Annotated in this window: 20 protein-coding genes and 1 tRNA gene; 10 read left to right on the forward strand and 11 right to left on the reverse strand. The window is 72.5% G+C overall.

The window, feature by feature from the left end; all coding sequences use genetic code 11:
• Positions 1-14: 14 nt before the first annotated feature.
• Together glmU and Asi02nite_RS00310 are read right to left on the reverse strand one after the other, a co-directional pair.
• Positions 15-1,475: a bifunctional UDP-N-acetylglucosamine diphosphorylase/glucosamine-1-phosphate N-acetyltransferase GlmU gene (gene glmU, locus Asi02nite_RS00305; RefSeq protein WP_239126391.1), complete on the reverse strand. Its 1,461-nt coding sequence runs from the start codon at positions 1,473-1,475 to the stop codon at positions 15-17.
• A 142-nt stretch (positions 1,476-1,617) separates the two neighbouring features.
• A tRNA-Gln gene (locus Asi02nite_RS00310) sits at positions 1,618-1,689 on the reverse strand.
• A 171-nt stretch (positions 1,690-1,860) separates the two neighbouring features.
• Here Asi02nite_RS00310 and Asi02nite_RS00315 point away from each other — a divergent pair.
• Both Asi02nite_RS00315 and Asi02nite_RS00320 read left to right on the forward strand, forming a co-directional pair.
• A complete protein-coding gene (locus tag Asi02nite_RS00315; protein ID WP_203710015.1) occupies positions 1,861-2,823 on the forward strand; it encodes an acyl-CoA desaturase in 963 nt (320 codons plus the stop codon).
• A 108-nt stretch (positions 2,824-2,931) separates the two neighbouring features.
• Positions 2,932-3,531 carry a TetR/AcrR family transcriptional regulator gene (locus tag Asi02nite_RS00320; RefSeq protein ID WP_203710211.1) on the forward strand — a complete coding sequence of 200 codons (600 nt, stop codon included), beginning with the start codon at positions 2,932-2,934 and terminating at the stop codon, positions 3,529-3,531.
• Here the strand turns inward: Asi02nite_RS00320 and Asi02nite_RS00325 are convergent.
• From Asi02nite_RS00325 to rsmA, 5 genes are all read right to left on the reverse strand, one after another.
• Entirely contained in the window at positions 3,528-4,007 is a 480-nt protein-coding gene (locus Asi02nite_RS00325) for a DUF4383 domain-containing protein (RefSeq protein ID WP_203710016.1), read from the reverse strand. The genes Asi02nite_RS00320 and Asi02nite_RS00325 overlap by 4 nt on opposite strands.
• Positions 4,008-4,062: 55 nt before the next feature.
• A complete protein-coding gene (locus tag Asi02nite_RS00330; RefSeq protein ID WP_203710017.1) occupies positions 4,063-4,515 on the reverse strand; it encodes a DUF4383 domain-containing protein in 453 nt (150 codons plus the stop codon).
• Positions 4,516-4,612: 97 nt separating this feature from the next.
• Positions 4,613-6,442 carry an ABC-F family ATP-binding cassette domain-containing protein gene (locus Asi02nite_RS00335; RefSeq protein WP_203710018.1) on the reverse strand — a complete coding sequence of 610 codons (1,830 nt, stop codon included), beginning with the start codon at positions 6,440-6,442 and terminating at the stop codon, positions 4,613-4,615.
• Positions 6,442-7,395, reverse strand: a complete 954-nt coding sequence (locus Asi02nite_RS00340) for a 4-(cytidine 5'-diphospho)-2-C-methyl-D-erythritol kinase (protein WP_203710019.1) — start codon at positions 7,393-7,395, stop codon at positions 6,442-6,444. Before Asi02nite_RS00340 ends, Asi02nite_RS00335 begins: the two co-directional genes overlap by 1 nt.
• Positions 7,396-7,427: 32 nt before the next feature.
• A complete protein-coding gene (gene rsmA / locus Asi02nite_RS00345) occupies positions 7,428-8,291 on the reverse strand; it encodes a 16S rRNA (adenine(1518)-N(6)/adenine(1519)-N(6))-dimethyltransferase RsmA (RefSeq protein WP_203710020.1) in 864 nt (287 codons plus the stop codon).
• 91 nt (positions 8,292-8,382) lie between these two features.
• On the opposite strand from rsmA, the gene Asi02nite_RS00350 reads away from it, so the two are divergent.
• A complete protein-coding gene (locus Asi02nite_RS00350; protein WP_203710021.1) occupies positions 8,383-8,754 on the forward strand; it encodes a VOC family protein in 372 nt (123 codons plus the stop codon).
• Between the two features lie 3 nt (positions 8,755-8,757).
• On the opposite strand, the gene Asi02nite_RS00355 is transcribed toward Asi02nite_RS00350, so the two are convergent.
• Both Asi02nite_RS00355 and Asi02nite_RS00360 read right to left on the reverse strand, forming a co-directional pair.
• Complete coding sequence (locus Asi02nite_RS00355) at positions 8,758-9,330, reverse strand: isochorismatase family protein (protein ID WP_203710022.1); 573 nt, start codon at positions 9,328-9,330, stop codon at positions 8,758-8,760.
• Positions 9,331-9,337: 7 nt separating this feature from the next.
• Complete coding sequence (locus tag Asi02nite_RS00360; protein WP_203710023.1) at positions 9,338-10,231, reverse strand: TatD family hydrolase; 894 nt, start codon at positions 10,229-10,231, stop codon at positions 9,338-9,340.
• 109 nt (positions 10,232-10,340) lie between these two features.
• On the opposite strand from Asi02nite_RS00360, the gene Asi02nite_RS00365 reads away from it, so the two are divergent.
• On the forward strand, positions 10,341-11,615 hold the full coding sequence (locus tag Asi02nite_RS00365) for a hypothetical protein (protein WP_239126369.1): 1,275 nt from the start codon (positions 10,341-10,343) through the stop codon (positions 11,613-11,615).
• Positions 11,616-11,674: 59 nt separating this feature from the next.
• Here Asi02nite_RS00365 and metG read toward each other — a convergent pair whose 3' ends face one another.
• Positions 11,675-13,471: a methionine--tRNA ligase gene (metG, locus tag Asi02nite_RS00370; protein ID WP_203710024.1), complete on the reverse strand. Its 1,797-nt coding sequence runs from the start codon at positions 13,469-13,471 to the stop codon at positions 11,675-11,677.
• 135 nt (positions 13,472-13,606) lie between these two features.
• On the opposite strand from metG, the gene Asi02nite_RS00375 reads away from it, so the two are divergent.
• Positions 13,607-14,482, forward strand: coding sequence for a hypothetical protein (locus tag Asi02nite_RS00375; protein ID WP_203710025.1), 876 nt, complete (start codon positions 13,607-13,609; stop codon positions 14,480-14,482).
• Here the strand turns inward: Asi02nite_RS00375 and rsmI are convergent.
• The gene (rsmI, locus tag Asi02nite_RS00380) at positions 14,476-15,339 is read right to left on the reverse strand and encodes a 16S rRNA (cytidine(1402)-2'-O)-methyltransferase (protein WP_203710026.1); all 864 of its coding nucleotides are present in this window, start codon (positions 15,337-15,339) and stop codon (positions 14,476-14,478) included. The genes Asi02nite_RS00375 and rsmI overlap by 7 nt on opposite strands.
• Positions 15,340-15,418: 79 nt before the next feature.
• Between rsmI and Asi02nite_RS00385 the strand changes: the two genes are divergently transcribed.
• The 5 genes from Asi02nite_RS00385 to Asi02nite_RS00405 all read left to right on the forward strand — a co-directional run bounded on the left by Asi02nite_RS00385 (position 15,419) and on the right by Asi02nite_RS00405 (position 22,602).
• Positions 15,419-17,095: a dolichyl-phosphate-mannose--protein mannosyltransferase gene (locus Asi02nite_RS00385; RefSeq protein WP_203710027.1), complete on the forward strand. Its 1,677-nt coding sequence runs from the start codon at positions 15,419-15,421 to the stop codon at positions 17,093-17,095.
• Between the two features lie 10 nt (positions 17,096-17,105).
• The gene (locus Asi02nite_RS00390; protein WP_203710028.1) at positions 17,106-17,876 is read left to right on the forward strand and encodes a dihydrodipicolinate synthase family protein; all 771 of its coding nucleotides are present in this window, start codon (positions 17,106-17,108) and stop codon (positions 17,874-17,876) included.
• 406 nt (positions 17,877-18,282) lie between these two features.
• Positions 18,283-19,509, forward strand: a complete 1,227-nt coding sequence (locus Asi02nite_RS00395; RefSeq protein WP_203710029.1) for a hypothetical protein — start codon at positions 18,283-18,285, stop codon at positions 19,507-19,509.
• Positions 19,506-22,241 (forward strand): bifunctional polysaccharide deacetylase/glycosyltransferase family 2 protein, encoded by a 2,736-nt coding sequence (locus Asi02nite_RS00400; protein WP_308440139.1) that lies wholly within the window; start codon positions 19,506-19,508, stop codon positions 22,239-22,241. Before Asi02nite_RS00395 ends, Asi02nite_RS00400 begins: the two co-directional genes overlap by 4 nt.
• A gap of 4 nt (positions 22,242-22,245) precedes the next feature.
• The gene (locus Asi02nite_RS00405; protein WP_203710030.1) at positions 22,246-22,602 is read left to right on the forward strand and encodes an MmcQ/YjbR family DNA-binding protein; all 357 of its coding nucleotides are present in this window, start codon (positions 22,246-22,248) and stop codon (positions 22,600-22,602) included.
• Positions 22,603-22,604: the final 2 nt, after the last annotated feature.

Genomic DNA, 22,604 nt, shown 5'->3' on the forward strand with positions numbered 1-22,604 from the left:
AGTTAGGCGGGTGTTTACTCGCTTGAAGTATCACCCGGAGCGTCGGCGTCGGCATGACCGTCTTCGGTCACGTGCAGTTGGTCACGTGTCGCGCGGGCCGCCTGGGCCGCGGCATTGGCTTGCTTGGCCGCTTCGGCCGCGGCTGTCCCGGGACGTCGGGATTCGACCCAGCCCTCGAAGATCCGCTGCGGCCCGCCGGAAACGGACAACGCGCCCGGCGGGACGTCGCGCCGGACCACCGTGCCGGCACCGGTGTAGGCGCCGTCGCCGACCTCGACCGGTGCGACGAACATGTTGTCGGAGCCGGTGCGGGCGTGACTGCCGATGACCGTGCGGTGCTTGGCGACCCCGTCGTAGTTGACGAACACCGAGGCCGCGCCGATGTTGCTGTATTCGCCGATGGTGGCGTCGCCGACGTAGGAGAGGTGCGGGACCTTGGATCCCGTGCCGATCTCGGAGTTCTTGGCCTCGACGAACGTGCCGATCTTGGACTTCTCGCCGAGCCGGGTGCCGGGGCGCAGATAGGCGTACGGGCCGACGCTCGCGCCCGGGCCGACCTCGCTCTGGACGGCGTGCGCCCGCAGCACGGTGGCGCCCGCCGCCACGATCGTGTCGATCAGCGTCGTGTCGGGGCCGACCGTGGCACCCGTGCCGACCCGGGTCGCACCGCGGAGCTGGGTGTTCTGGTCGATCACCGCGTCGCGCTCGACCGTGGCCGTGACGTCGATCCAGGTGGTCGCCGGGTCGAGGATCGTCACGCCGGAGCGCATCAGCGCGGTGTTGACCCGGTCGCGCAGCCGGCCCCGCAGCCCCGCGAGCTCGACCCGGTCGTTGCAGCCCAGGGTCTCCTCGAAGTCGGCGGCGACGTGCACGGCGACCGGCTCACCGGCCGCGGCGAGCAGGCCGAACACGTCGGTCAGGTATTCCTCGCCCTGGTCGTTGTCGCTGGTCAGCTTGGCCAGCGCGGCGCGCAGCAGGCGGCCGTTGAAGGCGTAGATGCCGGCGTTGATCTCCCGGATGCCGCGCTCGGCGGGCGAGGCGTCGCGCTCCTCGACGATCCGCTCGAGGCCGCCGGCCGGGTCGCGGACGATCCGGCCCAGCCCGGTCGGGTCGGGCACCTCGGCGGCCAGCACGGTGGCGGCGGCGCCGGCCCGCTCGTGCGCCTCCAGCAGCGCGGTCACCGTCTCGCCGCGGAGCAGCGGGACGTCACCGTTGAGCACGACGACCGTGCCGTTGACCTCGGGTGCCGCCTCGAGCGCGATCCGCACGGCGTGACCGGTGCCGTGCTGCTCGGCCTGCAGCACCGGCGTCGCGTGCGGCGCGACCTCGACGAGGTGGGCCTCGACCTGGTCGGCGGCGTGCCCGACGACGACCAGCGTGCGGTCGGCGCCGGCGGGCGCGGCCGCGGCGAGCACGTGACCGAGCAGCGTGCGGCCGAGCAACGGATGCAGCATCTTCGACAGTGCCGATTTCATCCGCTTTCCCTCACCCGCGGCGAGGATGACGACGGTGCGGGCTTCGGTCACGAGGGGACTCCCGTCGGACGGCGTACGGCGTGCCGCCTCATGTTAGTAGGGCGGCCGGCGGGCGGTCGTGGCTCACCCGAAAGAGCGGAAGCTGGGACGCCTGGATTCGAACCAGGACCTTCCGGATTCAAAGTCCGGCGGGCTGCCGTTACCCCACGTCCCATCAAGCGCGGTAAGCCTAGCGTGCACAGCCGTTCATACACATGCTGACCTCTTCCCTCCTGGGGGTTAGCCCAACCTGAATTTCCGCTCCAGCGGATGCGTTGCTACGGGTGCGTAAGTTACGGTGACGTAGGCGTAAGTTTTTGATCACCCCCACCCGCTGCGAGGTGCCATGACCACCATCACCGCGACTCCCGACCAGGCAACCGCCGGTCCCAAGCCACTGACCGAGGGCAAGCAGTCGATCGGCGTTCTGATCGGCCTCTGGTTCTTCGTCGTCGTGCCGTTCCTGGCGGTGCTGGCCGCGATTCCGGTGGCCGTCGTCGGCGGCTGGCTCTCCTGGACCGACGCCTCCATCGCGCTGGTCCTCTACGTCGTCTCCGGGCTCGGCATCACGGTGGGCTTCCACCGCTACTTCACGCACGGCTCGTTCAAGGCGAAGCGCTGGCTGCGGGTGACCCTCGCGGTGGCGGGCTCGTTCGCGATCGAGGGCAACGTGATCCAGTGGGTCGCCGACCACCGGCGGCACCACGCGTTCTCCGACGTCGAAGGTGACCCGCACTCCCCCTGGCGCTTCGGGGGTGGCATGTGGGGGCTGACCAAGGGTCTGTTCTTCGCGCACCTGGGCTGGATGTTCTCCCGCGAGCTGGGCAACCGTGCGCGGTTCGCGCCGGACCTCCTCGCCGACAAGGACATCCGCCGGGTCGACAAGCTCTTCCCCGTGCTCGTGACGATCTCCGTGCTGGCGCCCGCGCTGGTCGGTGGCCTGGTCACCTGGTCGTGGCAGGGCGCGCTGACCGCGCTGTTCTGGGGCGCGCTGGTCCGCATCGCGGTGCTGCACCACGTCACCTGGTCGATCAACTCGGTCTGCCACGTCTACGGCGAGCGCCCGTTCGAGGTGCGCCAGGGTGACAAGGCCGCCAACTTCTGGCCGCTGGCGATCCTGTCGTTCGGCGAGAGTTGGCACAACCTGCACCACGCCGACCCGACCTGCGCGCGCCACGGCGTCCTGAAGGGCCAGCTCGACATCTCCGCCCGGACCATCTGGCTGTTCGAGAAGTTCGGCTGGGCGTACGCGGTGCGCTGGCCGAAGGCCGAGCGGATCGCCGCCAAGCTGGTGAAGACGAGCGCCTGATCTGATGACGGTCCCGGTGCGGGCCAGCGGCCCGCGCCGGCCGACTGGCAGGATGCAGGCGTGGTAGCCGACCCGACCGGCCCCGGGGGTGGCCGGTCCCGCGTCCGGATGTCCGCGACCCAGCGTCGCGAGCAGCTCATAGTCATCGGCCGCCAGCTCTTCGCCGAACGTGGTTTCGACGCCACGTCGATCGAAGAGGTGGCGGCCCGGGCGAAGGTGTCCAAGCCCGTCGTCTACGAGCACTTCGGCGGCAAGGAGGGCCTCTACGCGGTCGTCGTCGACCGCGAGGTCCGCTCGCTGATGGACCGGATCACCAACGCGCTCACCGCGGGGCATCCGCGCGAGCTGCTGGAGCAGGCGGCGCTGGCGCTGCTCGACTACATCGAGCAGGAGACCGACGGCTTCCGGGTGCTCGTCCGCGAGTCACCGGTGATGTCCTCGTCGGGCAACTTCAGCAGCGTGCTCAACGACCTCGCGCACCAGGCCGAGCACATCCTGGGTGCCGAGTTCAAGACCCGCGGGTACGACCCGAAGCTGGCCGAGCTCTACTCGCAGGCCCTGGTGGGCATGGTCGCGCTGACCGGCCGCTGGTGGCTCGAGGTGCGCAAGCCGCGCAAGGACGTCGTGGCCAGCCACCTGGTCAACCTGGCCTGGAACGGCCTCTCCCACCTCGACTCGAAGCCCGCGCTGGTGGTGCGCGACCGTTAGCGCCGGGGGGCGGTGCGCGGGATCGAGGTGCTCTTGTAGACCTGTTCGGCGCGCTGCGACTCGGGGCTGCCGGTCTTGTCGTACATGCCGGCGAGCAGCAGGATCACGCCGAAGATCAACGACAGGATCGCGGTCGAGACCGAGAAGTTGAGGAAGTTCGCCGGCGTCTGCATGAACGAGACCATGAAGATGCCGGTGACCATGAAGACGACGGCGCCGGCCAGGTTGGTGTAGTGCCCGATGTTGCCGCCGATCAGGTTGGCGACCAGCACGATCAGGCCCCAGATCACCGAGGCGATGGCGAAGGCCAGGTTGGTACGCAGGCCCAGCGCCCAGTTGCTCTCGCGCGCGAACAGCGTCTCCCCGACCGTCTTGGTCAGACCCACGGAGCCGAAGATCAGGATGTACGTGCCCGTGAGCCCGGCCAGCGTCCGGTAGAGGGGCCGGAGCGGGTGGTTGAGCGGGAAGTGAGCCATGCCCCAATTGTGGGGCTTTTCCCAGCTCCGGGGCTCAGAAACTCCGGCTCCGGGCTCAGAACTCCAGACGCGCCTTCTGCCAGGCCTCGTGCTCCTCGTCGGAGCCGACCCGGCCGTACATGCCCGCCAGCAGCAGCCCGCAGCCGAGCGTCATCATCACGATGCTCGTCGCCAGCGTGTGGCCGAGGTAGTTGGCGTCGGTCCGGATCGTCGCCAGGGTGGCGAGGCCGAGCACCATCAGCACGTACGCGAACGCCCGGTTGACCGCGGCGTCGACGTTGCGGCCGATCACGGTGGCGATCAGGACGATCGCGCCGATCACGATGCTGATCAGCGAGTTCGCCAGGTTCGTGCCCTGGCCCAGCACCGAGTCGGCGTCCTGGGCGAACAGCCCGTCGCCGGCCGTCGCGGCCGCGCCGATGCCGCCGTAGACCACCAGGTAGAGCCCGATCAGCCCGGCCAGCACCCGGTAGGTCGCCCGTGCGGGGTGGTTGATGGGGTTGTGCATGGTCCGCCTGCCTCCAGCGCCGATGTCGTCGGTCGCAGAGATTGTGGCCCAACGGCCTGGGCCAGGGCCAATCGGGGGTCACGCAGCGTCGATTGCCTTACGACGCGTCGACCTTCTCGGCTAGGGCGAGCCACTCCTCTTCGACCTGCTCCCGCTCCGCCCGTAGGTCGCGGAGTCGGCCGTCCAGCTCCGCGATCTTGGCGTAGTCGGTGGCGTGCGTGGCCATCTCGTCGTGCAGCGCCGCCTCGCGCTCGTCGAGGCGGCTGACCGCCCGTTCGAGGCGGACCAGGTCCTTGCGGGCCGCGCGGACCTCGGCCGCCGACATGCCGACGCCCCGCTCCGGCGGCGCCACCGCGGCGGCCGCCGGGGTCGGGGCCGGTGCGCCGCCGTCGGTGGCGCGGGCCAGGTACTCGTCGACGCCCCCGGGCAGGTGCACCAGCCGGCCGTCGCCGAACATGCCGAAGACCGTGTCGGTGACCCGCTCGACCAGGTAGCGGTCGTGCGAGGCGACGACGAGCGTGCCCGGCCACGAGTCGAGCAGGTCCTCCAGCGCGGCCAGCGTGTCGGTGTCCAGGTCGTTGGTCGGCTCGTCGAAGAGCAGCACGTTGGGCTCGCCGGCGAGCAGCCGCAGCATCTGCAGCCGGCGCCGCTCGCCGCCGGACAGGTCGCTGACCGGCGTCCACAGGCTCGACGTGCGGGTGCCGCCGCCGGAGGGACGGTCGACGAAGCCGAACACCTCGGCGAGCTGGGCCGCGGACACCTCCCGGCCGCCGAGGTTGACCCGGCGGGCCACCTCCTCGACCGCCTCCAGCACGCGCAGGTGGCCCGGCAGCTCGGCCAGTTCCTGCGACAGGAAGGCGGGCTTGACCGTGGCGCCCACGGTGAACCGCCCGGCGTGCTGCGTCGACCGGCCCGCCAGCAGGCGCAGCAGCGTGGTCTTGCCCGCGCCGTTGGCGCCCAGCAGCGCGATCCGGTCGCCGGGGCCGACCTGCCAGGTCAGGTCGTCCAGGATCGGCTTGTCGCCGGCGGTCAGGAAGACGTTCTCCAGGTCGTAGACCTGCTTGCCGAGCCGGGCCGTGGCCAGCCGCTGCAGCGAGAGCGTGTCGCGCGGCGGCGGCACGTCGGCGATCAGCGCGTTGGCCGCGTCGATCCGGAACCGGGGCTTCGAGGTGCGGGCCGGCGGGCCGCGGCGCAGCCAGGCGATCTCCTTGCGGAGCAGATTCTGCCGCCGGGCCTCGGTGGCCGCCGCGACCCGCTCGCGCTCGGCCCGGGCCAGCGTCCACGCGGCGAAGCCGCCCTCGTACGCCCGGATGGACTGGTCCGCGACCTCCCACGTGCTGGTGCAGACCGCGTCGAGGAACCACCGGTCGTGGGTGACGACGACCAGCGCGCCCTTGCGGCCGAGCAGGTGCCGGGCGAGCCAGTCCACACCGGCGACGTCGAGGTGGTTGGTCGGCTCGTCGAGCACCAGCAGGTCGGCAGGGCGCACCAGCAGCGCGGCCAGCGCCACCCGGCGCCGCTCGCCGCCGGACATCGGGCCGACCGGCTGGTCGAGGCCGAGGTGGGGCATGCCGAGGCCGTCGAGGATCGCGCGGACACCGGCGTCGCCGGCCCACTCGTGCTCGGCGCCCAGGTCCTCGGCGAGCCAGGCGGTGCCGATGACGACATCGCGCACGGTGACCTCGGGTGCGAACGAGAGCGCCTGCGGCAGGGCGGCCACCCGCAGGTCGCGGCGGAGGGTCACGCGCCCGTCGTCGGGCTCCTCCTGCTTGGTGATCAGCCGCAACAGCGTGGACTTGCCGGCGCCGTTGAGACCGACCACGCCGATCCGGTCGGCGTCGTCGATCCCGGCCGACACACCGGACAGCAACGGCCCGGCCGCGCCGTACCCCTTGGACACGCGGTCCAGGTTGACGATGTTCGCCATCAGATGACCCGGGCCCCCGCGACGGGGCCGGTGGCCGTGCGGGCCTCGCGGCAGACGCCGGCCGACTCCAGGGCGCCGGCGATCTGGCTCGCCTCGGACGCGTCGTAGGCCAGGAAGACGCAGGTCGGGCCCGAGCCGGAGACCAGGCCGGCGAGCGCGCCGGCGGCCTTGCCGGCCTTGAGCACGTCGGCGAGCTGCGGGCGCAGCGAGAGCGCGGCCGCCTGCAGGTCGTTGCCGAGCGCGGCGGCGAGCACCTCCGGGTCGCGCTGGCGGAGCGCGGCGAGCAGGTCGTCGGTGCTGCCCAGCGCCGGCGGCGCGGCCCGCAGCGCGCGCAGGCGGTCGAGCTCGGCGTAGACGGCCGGTGTGGCGAGGCCGCCGTCGGCGACCGCGACGACCCAGTGCCAGGTGGTCGGGCGGGCCAGCACCGGGCTGACGGTCTCGCCGCGGCCGGTGCCCAGCGCGGTGCCGCCGTACACCAGGAACGGCACGTCGGAGCCGATCTCGGCGGCGATCGCGGCGAGGTCGTCGCGGGTCATCCCGGTGCCCCAGAGCGCGTCGCAGGCGACCAGCGCGGCGGCCGCGTCGGCGCTGCCGCCGGCCAGACCGGCCGCGAGCGGGATCTGCTTGCGCAGGTGCAGGCGGGCGTGCGCGGGCACGCCGGCGTGGCGGGCCAGCGCGCGGGCGGCACGGATCGCCAGGTTGCTCTCGTCGAGCGCGAGCTCGCCGGCGCCGACGCCCTCCATGGTCAGCGTCAGCGTGTCACCGCGCCGGGCGGTGATCTCGTCGTGCAGCGTGATCGCGTGGTAGACGGTGCTCAGCTCGTGGTAGCCGTCCGGGCGCGCGGGACCGACGCCCAGGTGCAAGTTGATCTTCGCTGGGACCCTGACCTTGACCGGGCCTGATGCTCCCAGGCGAGGGCGTTCGTCGCCCTCCGGCTCCCACGCTTCGGTCACGGAGTGATGTCCCGGCTCAGCACGGCGTCAGCCTACTCGGCGGGGCCCGCGGTCACGTTGGCCGCCGCCGCGATGTCGGCGAACGCCTCGACCGGCAGCGACTCGCCCCGGGCGCCGGGATCGACACCGGCGGCCACCAGCACGCGCGCCGCGCGGTCGGCACCACCCGCCCAGCCGGCCAGCGCGGCCCGCAGGGTCTTGCGCCGCTGCGCGAACGCCGCGTCGACAACCCGGAAAACATCCGCGCGGGGTACGTCGGCCCGGGGCGGCTCCCGCCGGGTGAACGCGACGAGGCCAGAGTCGACGTTGGGCACCGGCCAGAACACGCTCGGCGGCACTCGGCCGGCCGAGCGGGCGGCCGCGTACCAGGCCAGCTTCACCGAGGGCACGCCGTAGACCTTGCCGCCGGGGCCGGCGACGAGCCGGTCGGCGACCTCCTTCTGCACCATCACCAGCCCGTGTCGCAGGCTCGGCAACTCGGCCAGCAGGTGCAGCACCACCGGCACGGCGACGTTGTAGGGCAGGTTCGCGACCAGCGCGGTCGGCGCCGGCCGCAACGCGTCGGCGGTGATCCGCAGGGCGTCGGCGGCGTGCACGGTGAGCCGCCCGTCCGGGGCGCCCCGCTGGGCAGCGGTCTCGGCGAGGGCGGCGGCCAGCACCGGGTCGATCTCGACGGCGTGCACCCGGGCACCGGCCGCGAGCAGGCCGAGGGTCAGCGAGCCGAGCCCCGGCCCGACCTCGACCACCGTCTCGTCGGGCCCGAGGTCCGCGGCCGCGACGATCCGCCGCACGGTGTTGGGATCGTGCACGAAGTTCTGCCCGAGCCGCTTGGTCGGTGCCACTCCGAGCCGCGCCGCCAACGCCCGGATCTCGGCGGGCCCCAGCAGTTCGGTCACGGCGCCGAGCCTAAAGGAACGCCATGCGGTCCCGGCCACGGCGTGTGACGATCGGGGTGACGGAGGCAGTCAACGGAGGGTGATCCCAGCGATGTTCAAGCCAACCCGGCCGTTCAGCGGGTTCTCGGTCGACGACATTCCGGCGGCGAAGCGGTTCTACGGCGAGACACTCGGCCTGCCCGTGGCCGAGGAGCACGGCATGCTGATGATCGATATCGGGGCCGGCGCCGAGGTGCTCGTCTACCCGAAGGCCAACCACCAGCCGGCCACGTTCACGATCCTCAACTTCCCCGTGGCCGACATCGACTCCGCGGTCGACGACCTGGCCAAGCGGGGCATCACGTTCGAGCGGTACGAGGGCATGGCGCACGACAGCAAGGGCATCGTCCGCGGCGAGGGGCCCGACATCGCCTGGTTCACCGACCCGGCCGGCAACGTGCTGTCGGTGCTCTCGGACCGCTAGGTCCTATTCGCGGGTCCAGTCGAGCAGTTCGATGAGCTGCTCGACCGGGCCGGTCTCGCCCAGCCGCGGGAAGATCCGTTCGACGCTGTTGCGGTGCGCGTCCGCGTCCAGGTCGGTCATCGCGTCCACCGCGAGGGTGACGTTGTAGCCGTGCTCGTACGCCGCCCGCGCGGTCGACTCGACCCCGATGCTCGTGGCGATCCCGGTCAGCACGACCTGGGTGATCCGCCGCCGGCGAAGCTGCAGGTCGAGGTCGGTGCCGTAGAACGCTGACCAGTTCCGCTTGGTGACCACCAGGTCGCTGGGCATCTCGTCGACGAGGCGGTCCCAGTCGGCCGGGCGCGTCCCACCACCCGGCACCTGCGTGCGGCCCGGCGTCGCGTCGGCGCCGTCCGGCGCGCTCGTCACCCGCACCCGCACCACGGGCAGGCCGTGCGCGCGGAACGCGTCGGCCAGCGTCGCCGACCGCACCAGCACGTCGCCCGCCTCGTGGGGCGCGGTCGGCAGCGCGACGATGCCCTGCTGCAGGTCGACGACGACCAGGGCGGTACGGACGTCCAGCGTGGTCAGCGCCATGGCCGGCTCACCAGTGCCCGAAGGCGCGCGCGGTGGCGCCGGAGATCGCCGTGCAGAGTTCGTCGACGTCGGCGCCCTTGGCCTCGGCCAGCGCCCGCACGGTCAGCGGGATCAGGTACGACGCGTTGGGCCGCCCCCGGTAGGGCATGGGCGTCAGGTAGGGCGCGTCGGTCTCCACCAGCATCTGCTCGGCCGGGGTGCGGGCCGCCGCGGCCCGCAGCGCGCCGGCGTTGCCGAACGTCACCGTGCCCGCGAACGAGAGCAGGTAGCCGCGGCGCACGCACTCGGCCGCGAACGTCTCGTCGCCGGAGAAGCAGTGCAGGACGACCGTGTCCGGCGCGCCCTCGTCGTCGAGCACCCGCAGCACGTCCGCGTGCGCGTCCCGGTCGTGGATCACCAGCGTCTTGCCGTACCGCTTCGCGATCGCGATGTGCGCCCGGAAGCTGGCCTCCTGCGCCGCCCGGCCCTCGGCCCCGGTGCGGAACGTGTCGAGGCCGGTCTCGCCGATCCCGCGCACCCGCTCGTCGGCGGCGAGCCCCTCGATGATCCGCAGCGCCTCGTCGAGGTTGGGCAGCCGGGGTGCCTCGTTGGGATGCAACGCCACGGTCGCGACCACGGCCGAGTGCTCGCGGGCCCGGGCCAGGCCCCAGCGGGACGACTCGACGTCGACGCCGACCTGCACGAGCCGGTCGACACCGGCGTTGGCCGCCGCGGCGATCGCGCCGGAGACGGGGTCGGGCCCGAACACGTCGCGGCCACCGCCGCCGGCTTCACTTACCGTAATATCGATGTGCGTGTGGCTGTCGGCCACCGGCACGGCCAGCGGCAGGGGCGGCGGCGGGAACTCCCCCGCGCGGCGCGCGGCCCGCTGCTGGCGCGACTCGTTCGGCTGCTCGGTCATCGCTGGTCAGCATCACACATAGACACGTCAGGACGGCCTGCGGCGCCACCTGGGAGAAGTTCACGAACTGTTCATGGACAGCTCACGGGGCGCACCTAAGGTCGGGCGAATGCAGGTCACCCCCCAGGAGCGGATGAGCTCCACCCTGGATCTGCGTGTCACCCTCGGCGTCGCAACCTACCCGGCTGTGGAGATCGCCCGGGGTGCCGCGTACGAGCTGTTCAGCGCCGAGCAGGGCGAGGCCTTCGAGCGGGACCCTCGGCCCGGCGCGCGCTACCCCTTCCATCGCTACGCGCACGTCACCGAGATCACCGCGGTCAACGGCCGGCCCGCCGACCCGCACCACCCGGACCGCGCGCTGCACGACGGCCCCGAGGAGCCCGACGACCCGCTGACCCTGCCGTTGAGCCGGGCCGTCGGCTGGGACGAGGTGCACAACCGCAGCCAGAACCCCACCTCCGCGGGCGACCCGATCCTGCGCGGCGTGCGGACCAGCGCCCACATCCGGCGCGGCACCCGGATGGTCAAGCACCTGTCGGCCAACCAGGTCGCGGCCTACCTGCGCGGGCGCCTGCCGCACGGGTTCTGCTACCGCGAGTACGACGTCGCGCACCTGCGTACGCCCGGCGATCTGCAACTGCTGCGCACCGAGGCCGACAACGGCCGCGACCGCGAGGACATCGCGTTCGCGCTGCGCTGGCGGGCCGTCGACCCGTCCGACTACGACATCCCCTCGTACGACCTGTATCCGGGTCTGGTCACCATGCCGGCGCACGACCGGATGGGCGCGCCCGTGCTCGGCACCGGCTTCGCGCCCAGCGGCCGGCACGTCATCCCCGAGTTCGTCACCAGCAACTTCACCGAGCTGCCCATGCCGGCCAACGCGACGCTGGTCGCCTACACGGCCGAGGGTGACGAGGCGATGCTCTACTCGTTCCAGCCCGAACAGCGCGGCTGGCTGCGGATGGCCGGCCCGCGCTGGCGCGACCTGCTGTCCGAGCTGCCGGGCATCTCGCCCGACCAGGAGTACGTGCAGATCGGCGAGCAGCAGTCGGCGGTGCACCTGGTCGGCACGTACCGCGGCGAGGAGTGCGTCGCGGTCGCCGACCCGCCGGGCGAGTTCCGCGTGCTGGCGATGACCCGCGCGGCCCGGTACGCGGTGGAGACGCTGGCCCGGCGCAACGAGTACGGCCGTTGGCGCGACGCGCCGTGCCTGGTGCTGCGCCAGGAGTCCGGCTGGCTGCGGCTGCGGCTGTGCCGGCCCGACCCGGAGGCGGTGGCCCGGCTCGGTGCCCAGTGCTACGAGCGCGGCGTCTACGAGACCTGGGCACCCCTGGGCGAGGTGACCGACCGCCAGATCGTCGACAACAGGTACGAGATCTGAGCGCGAAAGGAACGGTCCGTTATTAACGCATAGCGTTAACAACGGACCGTTCCTTTTGCTCAGCTCCCCAGCCGGGCCAGCTCCTCGTCGACGATCGACGGGTCCAGCTTGCGGAAGACCGGCTTCGGCGCGGCCAGGGCGCGGCCGGCCTCGATCGGCACCGACTCCCAGCGCGCGCCGACCGAGTAGTCGCCGGTCAGCACCGGGTAGGACGGCCCGCCGTCGAGGTCGTCGACCTCCTCGATGACCGGCATCGGCGCGTGCGTGCCGGTGCCACCGAGCAGCTCGTGCACCTTCTGCGCGGAGTGCGGCAGGAACGGCGTCAGCAGGGTGTTGGCGTCGCTGACCACCTGCAGGGCGACGTGCAGGATCGTGCCCATCCGGGCCTTGTCGGCCGCGTCCTTGAGCTTCCACGGCGCCTGCTCGGAGAGGTATTTGTTGGCCTCCGCGACGACCCGCATCGCCTCGCCGATCGCCTGCTTCTGCCGGTGCTTCTCGATCAGCTCACCGACCGTACGGAAGCCGGCCTTGGCCACGGCCAGCAGCGCCTCGTCCTCCGGGGTGAGGTCCAGGGCCGGCGGGATCTCGCCGAAGTTCTTCGCCGCCATCGAGATCGACCGGTTGACCAGGTTGCCCCAGCCGGCGACCAGCTCGTCGTTGTTGCGGCGGAGGAACTCGGCCCAGGTGAAGTCGGTGTCCTGGCTCTCCGGCCCGGCCACCGCGATGAAGTAGCGCAGCGCGTCGGCGTCGTACCGCTCCAGGAAGTCGCGCACGTAGATGACGACCTGGCGGGACGACGAGAACTTGCGGCCCTCCATGGTGAGGAACTCGCTGGAGACCACCTCGGTGGGCAGGTTGAGCGAGCCCAGGTCGCCCGGCGCGCCGCCGCGCGCGCCCTGGCCCGAGTAGCCGAGCAGGATCGCCGGCCAGATCACCGAATGGAAGACGATGTTGTCCTTGCCCATGAAGTAGTAGGCACCGGCGTCCTTGCCCTCGCCGTCGGCCGACCACCACCTCTTCCAGGCGGACGGGTCGCCGGACCGGCGGGCCCACTCGATCGACGCCGACAGGTAGCCGATCACGGCGTCGAACCAGACGTAGATCCGCTTGTCGGACCGGTCGCGCCAGCCCTCCAGCGGGATCGGGACGCCCCACTCGAGGTCGCGGGTGATCGCCCGGGGCTGCAGGTCGTCGAGCAGGTTGCGGGAGAACCGCAGCACGTTGGGGCGCCAGCCGTCGCGGGTGTCCAGCCAGGCGGCCAGCGCCTCCGCGACCGCGGGCAGGTCGAGGAAGAAGTGCTCGGTCTCCACGAACTCCGGCGTCTCGCCGTTGATCCGGGACCGTGGGTTGATCAGCTGCTCGGGGTCGAGCTGGTTGCCGCAGTTGTCGCACTGGTCGCCGCGCGCGCTGCCGTACCCGCAGATCGGGCAGGTGCCCTCGATGTAGCGGTCGGGCAGCGTGCGGCCGGTCGACGGCGAGATCGCGCCGAGGGTGGTCTTCGCGATGATGTAGCCGTTGCGGTAGAGCCCGTCGAACAGGTCCTGGACGACCTGGTAGTGGTTGCCGGTGGTGGTGCGGGTGAACAGGTCGTACGAGAGACCGAGGCCGTGCAGGTCCTCGACGATCACCCGGTTGTAGCGGTCGGCCAGCTCACGGGGGGTCAGCCCCTCGCTGTCGGCCTGCACCTGGATCGGCGTGCCGTGTTCGTCGGTGCCCGACACCATGAGCACGTCGTGCCCGGCCATGCGCATGTAACGGCTGAACACGTCGGAGGGCACCCCGAAGCCGGAAACATGGCCGATGTGACGCGGGCCGTTGGCGTAGGGCCAGGCGACCGCGGCGAGAACGTGACTCATGGGCGCAAGGGTAGTGAGCCCGGCTGGAGCCCGGCCAGCGAGTAGCGGCATGCCGAACCGCATTGTCCGGATTTATCCGCCGACACGCCCTTTACCTGCACGAAGGGTGACGTGAGGCGTTGTCCAATGAGATTCGTGAGCGCGACGCCCGAACGACCCGAGACCTCCGGCGAGCCGGACCTCGCCTTCGACACCGTGCCCCTCAACGAGCGGCAGCGGACACCGGACGTGGTCGCCCGGGCACAAGTTCCCGTTCCTAGCCGGGAGCCGGCGGCGGTCAACGGACTGGCCGCGGCCGTGCACGGCGCCAGTTTGGCCCGCGCCGGGGCGCCGGTCGAGACGCTGCGCGACGCGACGCCACCCGCGCAGCCGGCGCCGGGCACGTCGGTCGGCGGCGAGCTGTGGGTCACCGAGGAGGTCGACCGGGACACCTGGTCGCCGGCCCGGCTGGCCGCGCTGGCCCGGGGCACCAACCGCCCCAACCGGCACGCCGCGAAGCGGAAGAAGCGCGCCCGCAAGCCGCGCCGGCTCAAGGTCGCGCTGGCCATGTTGATCGTGCTGGCGCTCACCGGCACGTTCTTCGCGTGGGTCAGCGCCGAACCGATCTGGCTGGCGGTCGGGCGCGGCGACACCGGCACGGCGACGGTGGCCGGCTGCGTCGGCGAAGGGGTCACCCAGCGCTGCCGGGGTTCGTTCACGTCGGCGGACGGGCGTTACACCACGGAGTTGGTACGCGTGGTCGGCGTCGCCCAGGCGCAGACGGTGCCGGGCACCCAGGTACGGGCACAGATGGTGCACGCGGGCAGCGCGAGCGCCTACCTGGACGACCGCCTGCTGATGACCCTGCGCTGGCTGCTCGGCATCGTGCTCGTGCTGCTCTGCGGCCTCGGCATCGTGTTCGCCACGGGAGCGCTGCGCCTGGAGGACCGCCGGGCCCGACGCACGGCCGCGCTCTGCGGCCTGGCCGCCCCCCTGCTGGTCACGGTCGGCTTCCTCGCCGCGACCTACTGACCGGGGCCGTGCACGATCGCGTAGACCTCGCGGCGGCGTACGCCGTAGCGTTCCGCGACCATGGCGATCGCGTCGCGCCGTGAGCTGCCCGCGGCCTCGAGGTCGGCGACCTCGGTCCGCAGCGCCTCGTCCGGCGGCCGGGTCGCCGAGGCCGGCGGCGCGCCCGCCACCACCACCGTGATCTCGCCCTTGGGCTCCCCCGCCGCGGCCCACTCCGCGAGCGCGCCCAGCGGCCGGCGCAGCACCTCTTCGTAGGTCTTCGTCAGCTCCCGGCAGACCGCCGCCGGCCGGTCGGCGCCGAAGGCGGCGGCGAGATCGGCCAGCATCGCGGTCAGCCGGTGCGGCGCCTCGAAGAACACCTGGGTGCGCTCCTCGCCGGCCAAAGCGGCCAGCCGCGACCGGCGGGCGCCCGGGGCGCGGGGCAGGAAACCCTCGAAGCAGAACCGGTCGGTCGGCAGCCCGGAGAGCGCCAGCGCGGTGGTCACGGCGCTCGGGCCGGGCGCGGCGGTGACCGGCAGGCCGGCGTCAAGCGCGGCCCGCACCAGCCGGTAGCCGGGGTCCGAGACGCTCGGCATGCCACCGTCGGTCACCAGCGCCACCAGCGCGCCCTCGCGCAGCGCCTCGACGAGCTCCGGGGTGCGCCGCTCCTCGTTGCCCTCGAAGTAGGAGACGATCCGGCCGGCGACGGTGATGTCGAGATCGCGGGCCAGCCGGCCCAGCCGGCGGGTGTCCTCGGCGGCGACGACGTCGGCGGCGGCCAGCGCGTCGCGCATCCGCTGGGACGCGTCGCCGGGATTGCCGAGCGGCGCACCAACCAGAATCAAGCGGCCATTCCGGTCCTCTTCCGGCACTTCCATTCCCCTTGTCATCAACCGGTACGCCTACAGCCTGCCTGCCGAAGCCCCCAAACGGGTCCCGGCAGCCTACGATCGCGGGGTGACCCTGGCGGCGACGAGCGTAGCGAGCCCCGAGGCCAGGCCCGAGGAGGCCACGGTCCCGGAGCAGCCCTCCGGCATACCGGCGCCCCGCGACGGGGTCCCCGATCACATCCGGCGGCGGCTGCTGCCGTTCGACGCCCGCCGCGACCCCTGGTCGTGGGCGATCACCGGCTTCGTCGTCGCGGTCGCCGCGCTGGTCCGGTTCGTCAACCTCTCGAACCCGCCCGGCAAGATCTTCGACGAGACCTACTACGCCAAGGACGCGTACGGGCTGCTGTCCAAGGGCGTCGAATGGAACTACAAGGACGGCACCGCGTCGTACGTCGTGCATCCGCCGCTGGGCAAGTGGCTGATCTCGATCGGCGAGTGGATGTTCGGCTACCAGGACGCCGACGGCAACGTCAGCGCCGCCGGCCACCTGTGGACCGCCGCCCCGGAACTCGGCTGGCGGTTCTCGGCCGCGGTCGCCGGCACGATCTCCGTGCTGATCATGGTGCGGGTGGCCCGGCGGATGTTCGGCTCGACGGTGCTCGGCGCCGCGGCGGGCCTGCTGCTCGCGCTCGACGGCTTCCACCTGGTGCTGTCCCGTACCGCGATCCTCGACATCTTCCTGCTGCTCTTCATCCTCGCCACCTTCGCCGCGCTGGTCGCCGACCGCGACAGCCGCCGGCGCCGCTGGCTGACGGCGATGGAGAACGGGCTCGACCCCACCCGGCTCGGGCGCGCGGGCCGGCTCGGCTTCGCGTTCCCCTGGTGGCGGCTCGCGGCGGCGGTGCTGTTCGGCTGCGCGGTCTCGGTCAAGTGGAGCGCGCTGTTCTTCCTGCCGGCGTTCCTGCTGCTGATCCTGTGGTGGGAATACGGAGCCCGGCGTACGGTCGGCGCCCGGCACCCGATCCGCGACACGCTCCTCGACGAGTTCGGCTGGCTCGTCATGTTCGTCGCCGTCGGGGTCGTGGTCTACGTCGGCAGCTGGAGCGGCTGGCTGCTCAGCGACGACGGGTTCTACCGCCACTGGCTGGCCGACAGCAACCGGCCCGAGCCGGCGGTCATCGGCGCCCTGCACAACCTCTGGCACTACCACGAGGAGGCCTTCAAGTTCCACGAAGGCCTCGACACCAGGCACACCTACCAGTCGTGGCCGTGGCAGTGGCTGCTGCTCGGCCGGCCGGTCGCGTTCTACTGGTCCAACACCGGCGCCTGCGGCGCCGACTCGTGCGCCTCCGAGGTGCTGCTGCTCGGCACGCCGGTGCTCTGGTGGTCGTTCCTGCCGGCCCTGGCCGCGCTGGTCTGGCTCGGCATCGCCCGGCGCGACTGGCGGGCCGGCGCGATCCTGCTGATGGTGTTCGTCGGCCTGGCGCCCTGGTTCTACTTCGCGATCGACAACGGCCGCACGATGTTCTCCTTCTACACCGCGCCCGCGCTGCCGTTCCTGGTGCTGGCGGTGGTCTACGTCCTCGGCGCGATCATGTACCCGGCCAGCCGACCGACGGGGGCACCGAGCCCGGAGACCGTCCGCAAGCTGGCCGACCGGCGGCTGGTGGGCGGCGTGATCGCCGGCGCGTACCTGGTGCTGTTCGTGCTCTGTTTCGCGTACTTCTTCAAGGTCTTCGTCGGCGACGTCATGCCGTACGCGGACTGGTCCGCGCGGATGTGGCTGGGGTCCCGCTGGATATAGCGTGTGGGGCGTGACCCAACCGCTGTGGACCGGCGTCGCGGTAGCGCTGGTGACCCTGTTCGACGACGACGGCGCGGTCGACGAGCGCGCGACCGCGGCACACGCCGCCCGGCTGGCGCAGGACGGCATCGCCGCCGTGCTGGTGGCCGGCAGCACCGGCGAGTACGACGCTTTGACCGACGCGGAGCTCGCGGCGCTGACCGCGGCCGTGCGGGCCGCGCTGCCCGCCTCGGTGCCCGTGGTGACCGGCGCCAGCGGTGCCTGGCGGGGCGGCGCCGCGGCCCGCGTCGAGGCGGCGGTGAGTGGCGGCGCCGATGCCGTGCTGGTCGCGCCGCCGCGCCGGTCGGGTCCGGACCTGGCCGCCTACTACGAGGCCGTCGCGAAGGCGGCCGGTGGCACACCCGTGCTGGCCTACCACTTCCCCGGCACCGCGGGCGGCGAGGTGTCCATCTCCGCGTTGCCCGACCTGCCGATCGCGGGGCTGAAGGACTCGACCGGTTCCGCCGAGCGGCTCCTGGAGGAGCTGGCGGTCTTCGGCGGGCCCGTCTACGTGGGGTCGAGCGCCCTGGTCCTGATGGCCGGCGCGGTCGGTGCCGCCGGCGCGATTCTCGCGGTCGCCAACGCCTACCCGGCGGAGTCGGTCGCCGCCTTCAACGGTGACGTCGCGGCCCAGCGGGCCCTGCTCACGCCGCACCTGCGGGCGAAGCACCAGTTTCCGGCGGGGTTGAAGGCCATGGTGGCCGATCGCTACGGCACGTCGACTGCCGCGCGGCTGGGCTGAGGCGGGCGAAATCTTTCACCGCACGTGCCGCGATCTTTCAGGAAGAAAGAAAGACGCGCCCCGATCGCCTGCCACGGGGGAAGCGGGCGATAGGGGCGCGCACGTGAGAGTTTAACGAGTCACGATCACCGGCACAACGGGTGATGCGGGGTAGATGTGTGGTCGGATTCCCGACGCGAGCACCGCCGAACAAGACCGGCATGTGTCGCTTAGCGGACAGGTCGGGTCGCACAGTGCGCCCGTCACCTCCACATCCATGCTGGTCACGGTGACGTGCGCCCATCCGTCCGCTGCCCGCTTGTGATGGTGACGGCCGGTTCGGGCAGTTTTCTCCTCTGGGCCGCCGACGCTCACACGAGTGACCAGGATCTCCACATTGCGGAGAGTGCTACCTACGCTTCCCGGCGTGATTCCGGACCACGAACCCGAAACCGACATCATCGTCAGCGCCGCAGAGCCGGTGGACGCGCCCGGAGTGACCCTGGGTCAGGATCCCGCGGCACCCATCTTCGTCGACGAGACCGGCCGCCGACGGCGGCTCGTGCGCTTCGTCGCATACGGCGTGGGCGCCGTCTGCCTCGGCTACACCGCGCTGGTCGGTGTCAGCATCGCCGGCGGCCCGGCGCTGCCGCACGCGCTGATGCCGTTCCCGGACCGCGTCCAACGGCCCAACGGGGACAGCACGCCGGAGCAGAACCCGGTGCGGACGGCCTTCCGGCCGCCGAGCCCCGGCCCGTTCGTCGCGCCCCTACCGCCACCGACGGGCCCGGGCGCACGCCTACGCACGTCGACGGTCCCGGTGGCCGCGCGGCCGACCCCGAGCCCGACGAAGGGCACCGCGCCTATTTCGCCTCCACCGGCCACGGCGACGCCGACCCGCCCGCCCGAGGGCACCCCGACCCCGGGCCCGGCGGACCCGACGCCAACCCCGTCGACGGAGCCGCCAGGCGGAGGCGGCGGCCAACCGGTCGACCCTCAACCGGGCACGGGCACGAACCCGGACCAGGGCGGTAGCGGCGGTGGCTCGGGCAGTGGCTCGGGCGGCGGCTCCGGCAGCGGCAGCGGCTCGGGCAGTGGCTCCGGCAGCGGCTCAGGCAATGGCTCGGGCGGCGGTAGCGGCACGGGCACCGGCGGTGGCGGAACCACCGGAGGCGGTTCGGGCAGCGGCGCCGGCAACGGCGGATCCGGTTCCGGTTCTGGTTCCGGCAACGGCACGGGCGGCAGCGGCGCCGGGACAGGAAGCGGCGGCACCGGCGGTGGAACCGGTAGCGGCGGCAGCAGCAGCGGTGGCGGCGCCGGCACCGGCGGCAGCGGTAGCGGCGGTGGCTCCGGCACCGGCGGCAGCGGCGGCAGCGCCACGAGCGGAAGCGGCGGCGGAACCGGAACCGGCGGAACAGGCGGCGGCAGCACCGGAACCGGCGGCGGGAGCAGCGCCTCCGACGGCGCCGGCAACGGCGGCACCGGCAGCGGCAGCGGCAGCAACGCCAGCAACGGCGGGACCGGCGGCGGCAACAACGCCGGCACCACCGTGCTCGCCGCCGCGAACAGATCATCCGCGGACCAGTCCAGCACCCCCGACCCGTCCGCCGCCGGTGACCCGACGTCACCCGCGGCGACAGTCAGCGCCGCATGAGCGCACCCACCAGGGACCCGGACGGGCTCGCCGGCACCGCCGACGAGCCCGTCCGCGGCCGAGCCACCATCCCCGCCGGCATGAAGATCGTCCCCCAACGCCCGCAAGACGCGGGCCACCCACGGGACCTCAGCGACCCAGCGCAAGACCCGGAATACTCGTCGAACCTCGACCACCAACCCCGGGACGAGGACTACTCCCCGGACCTGGCCCGTGCCGCCCTGGACTCTGGACCGGCGCGTGGGCCAAGGGATCGGGAGTTCCCCCTGAATCTCGGCTACTCGCCGGGCCAGCCCGGGTATCCGTTGGATCCCGAATACCTGCCCGTCGGTGCCGAGCATCCGGACCGGGAGAACGAGCCGGGTGGCGACGGTGATGAGGACACGCTGCCCATTCCCGTGCCGTTGCCGCCGCCGAGGGGGCGCGCCCTCGTGCCCAGCGCACCGCGCTTTCCCATCAGGCTCGCCACCCGAACCGTGCCCGCCCAGCGCGTCTCGCTCCATGCCAGTGAAGCCCCCACCGCCGTCATCGACGCGCCCGCGCCGCCGCCCGCGGAGTCGAGCACCGTACCCGCGGATTTCGAGCCGCCGCGGCGGACCGGGCGGCGGGTCGTGCCGAAACCCAAGTGGGTCGTCGCCGCCGTCCTGGTCTTCGTCTTCGTCTGCGTGCTGGTCGTCGAGGCCTACGCCAACGCCCGCTTCACCCCCGACCACCAGGGTGAGGCCGGCCGGACCACCGCCGTGCCGGAGCAGATCCACGAGGGCGGGCCGATCATCAACGCGGCGGCCGGTCAGGAGGCCCGCTCCTACCGCCTGCCGCCCAAGACCATCGCGCTCACCTTCGACGACGGCCCCGATCCGGTCTGGACCCCCAAGGTCATGGAAGCGCTCGACCGGTACGGCGCCAAGGGAACCTTCTTCGTCGTCGGCTCGCAGGTCGTGCGCCACCCGGAGCTGGCCGACCGGCTCGTCACCAACGGCCACGAGCTCGGCGCGCACACCTTCACCCACCCCGACGTGGCGACGCTGCCCGAGTGGCGGCGGCGGATGGAGTTCTCGCAGACCCAGCTCGCGCTGGCCGAGGCGGCCGGGGTGCGCACGTCGCTGCTGCGCTTCCCGTACTCGTCCCGGCCCGACGCCATCGACGACGCCTCCTGGAAGCTGATCACGCAGGCCGGCGCGCTCGGCTACGTCACCGTGGTCAACGACCGGGACAGCCAGGACTGGGCGCGTCCCGGCGTCGACCGGATCGTCGCCAACATGGTGCCGGACGGCGACGACGGCGCGGTGGTCCTGCTGCACGACGCCGGCGGTGACCGCGCGCAGACGGTGCAGGCGCTCGACCGGTTCATCCCGATGATGCAGGCCCGCGGCTACACCTTCGTGACCGTCAGCGACGGCCTGAGCAAGGCCTTGGCCGACCCGGTGACCGGTGCCGCGCCGAGCGTGCCGCGCAACCCGCCCGCCGCGGCCACCGACACGCAGCGGGGCCAGGCGCTGGCCACCGCGATCCGAATCGCGGACTGGGCGCTGGACTTCTTCGCGGTGCTCTTCCTCGTGGTCGGCGTGCTGACGCTGGCCCGTACGCTGCTGCTCTTCGTGCTCTCCGGCCGCCAGGCCCGGCGCCGCCGCGGCGACTGGTCGTGGGGCCCGCCGGTGACCGAGCCGGTGTCGGTGATCGTGCCCGCCTACAACGAGCGGGAGGGCATCGAGGCGGCCGTGCGGTCGTTGGCCGGCGGCGACCATCCCGGCGGCATCGAGGTGATCGTCGTCGACGACGGCTCGACCGACGGCACCGCGGACATCGCCGAGTCGCTCGGGCTACCGAACGTACGGGTGATCCGCAAGCCCAACGGGGGCAAGTCGACCGCGCTGAACACCGGCGTCGCGGCCGCCCGCGCGAACATCGTCGTGATGGTCGACGGCGACACGGTCTTCGAGCCCGACTCGGTGCGCCAGCTCGTGCAGCCGTTCGCCGACCCCGAGGTGGGCGCGGTCGCCGGCAACGTCAAGGTCGGCAACCGGAAGACGATGGTCGCCCGCTGGCAGCACATCGAGTACGTGATCGGCTTCAACCTCGACCGCCGGCTGTACGAGTCGATGCGCTGCATGCCGACCGTGCCCGGGGCGATCGGCGCGTGGCGCAAGGACGCGCTGCTGGAAGTCGGCGGGATGAGCGACGACACGCTCGCCGAGGACACCGACGTCACGATCGCGTTCCTCCGGGACGGCTGGAAGGTGGTGTACGAGGGCCGGGCGCGCGCCTGGACCGAGGCACCGGCCTCGCTCGGCCAGCTCTGGCGGCAGCGCTACCGGTGGAGCTACGGCACCATGCAGGCGATGTGGAAGCACCGCCACGCGCTGGTCGACGACGGGCCCTCGGGCCGGTTCGGCCGCCGCGGCCTGCCGTTCCTCGCGCTGTTCGGCATCGCGCTGCCGCTGCTGGCCCCGGTGATCGACCTGCTGGCCGTCTACGCGGTCCTGTTCGCCGGTCGCACGGAGACGGCGCTCGCCTGGCTCGCCATGCTCGGCATGCAGCTGGTCACCGGCTTCGTCGCGTTCAAGCTGGACAAGGAGCGGCTCACCCCACTGTGGACGCTGCCGCTGCAGCAGTTCGCGTACCGCCAGCTCATGTATCTCGTGCTCATCCAGTCGCTGGTCACCGCGCTGACCGGTGGCCGGCTGCGCTGGCACAAGCTGCGCCGGACCGGCGAGGCCGCGGTGCAGACTTAGGCGCATGGACCTGCTGGCCCGGATGCGGGAGATCTGCCTGGCGCTGCCGGAGACCACGGAGCGGCTGAGTCACGGCTCGCCGACCTGGTTCGTCCGGGACCGCACGGTCTTCGTGACCCTGCACGTCGAGGGGCACCACGACAACCGGTTCCCGCACCTGTGGTGCGCGGCGCCCGACGGCGTGCAGGGCGAGCTGATCGCGGAGGACCCGGCGCGGTTCTTCCGGCCGCCGTACGTGGGTCATCGCGGCTGGCTCGGCGTGCGGCTCGACGGCGCGCCCGACTGGGCCGAGATCCGTGAGCTGGCCATCGACGCGTACCGGACAGTCGCGCCCAAACGGCTGGTCGCCGGGCTCGAGTGATG

This window comes from Asanoa siamensis (genome assembly GCF_016862555.1).
In the GTDB taxonomy this organism is placed as follows: Bacteria; Actinomycetota; Actinomycetes; order Mycobacteriales; family Micromonosporaceae; genus Asanoa; species Asanoa siamensis.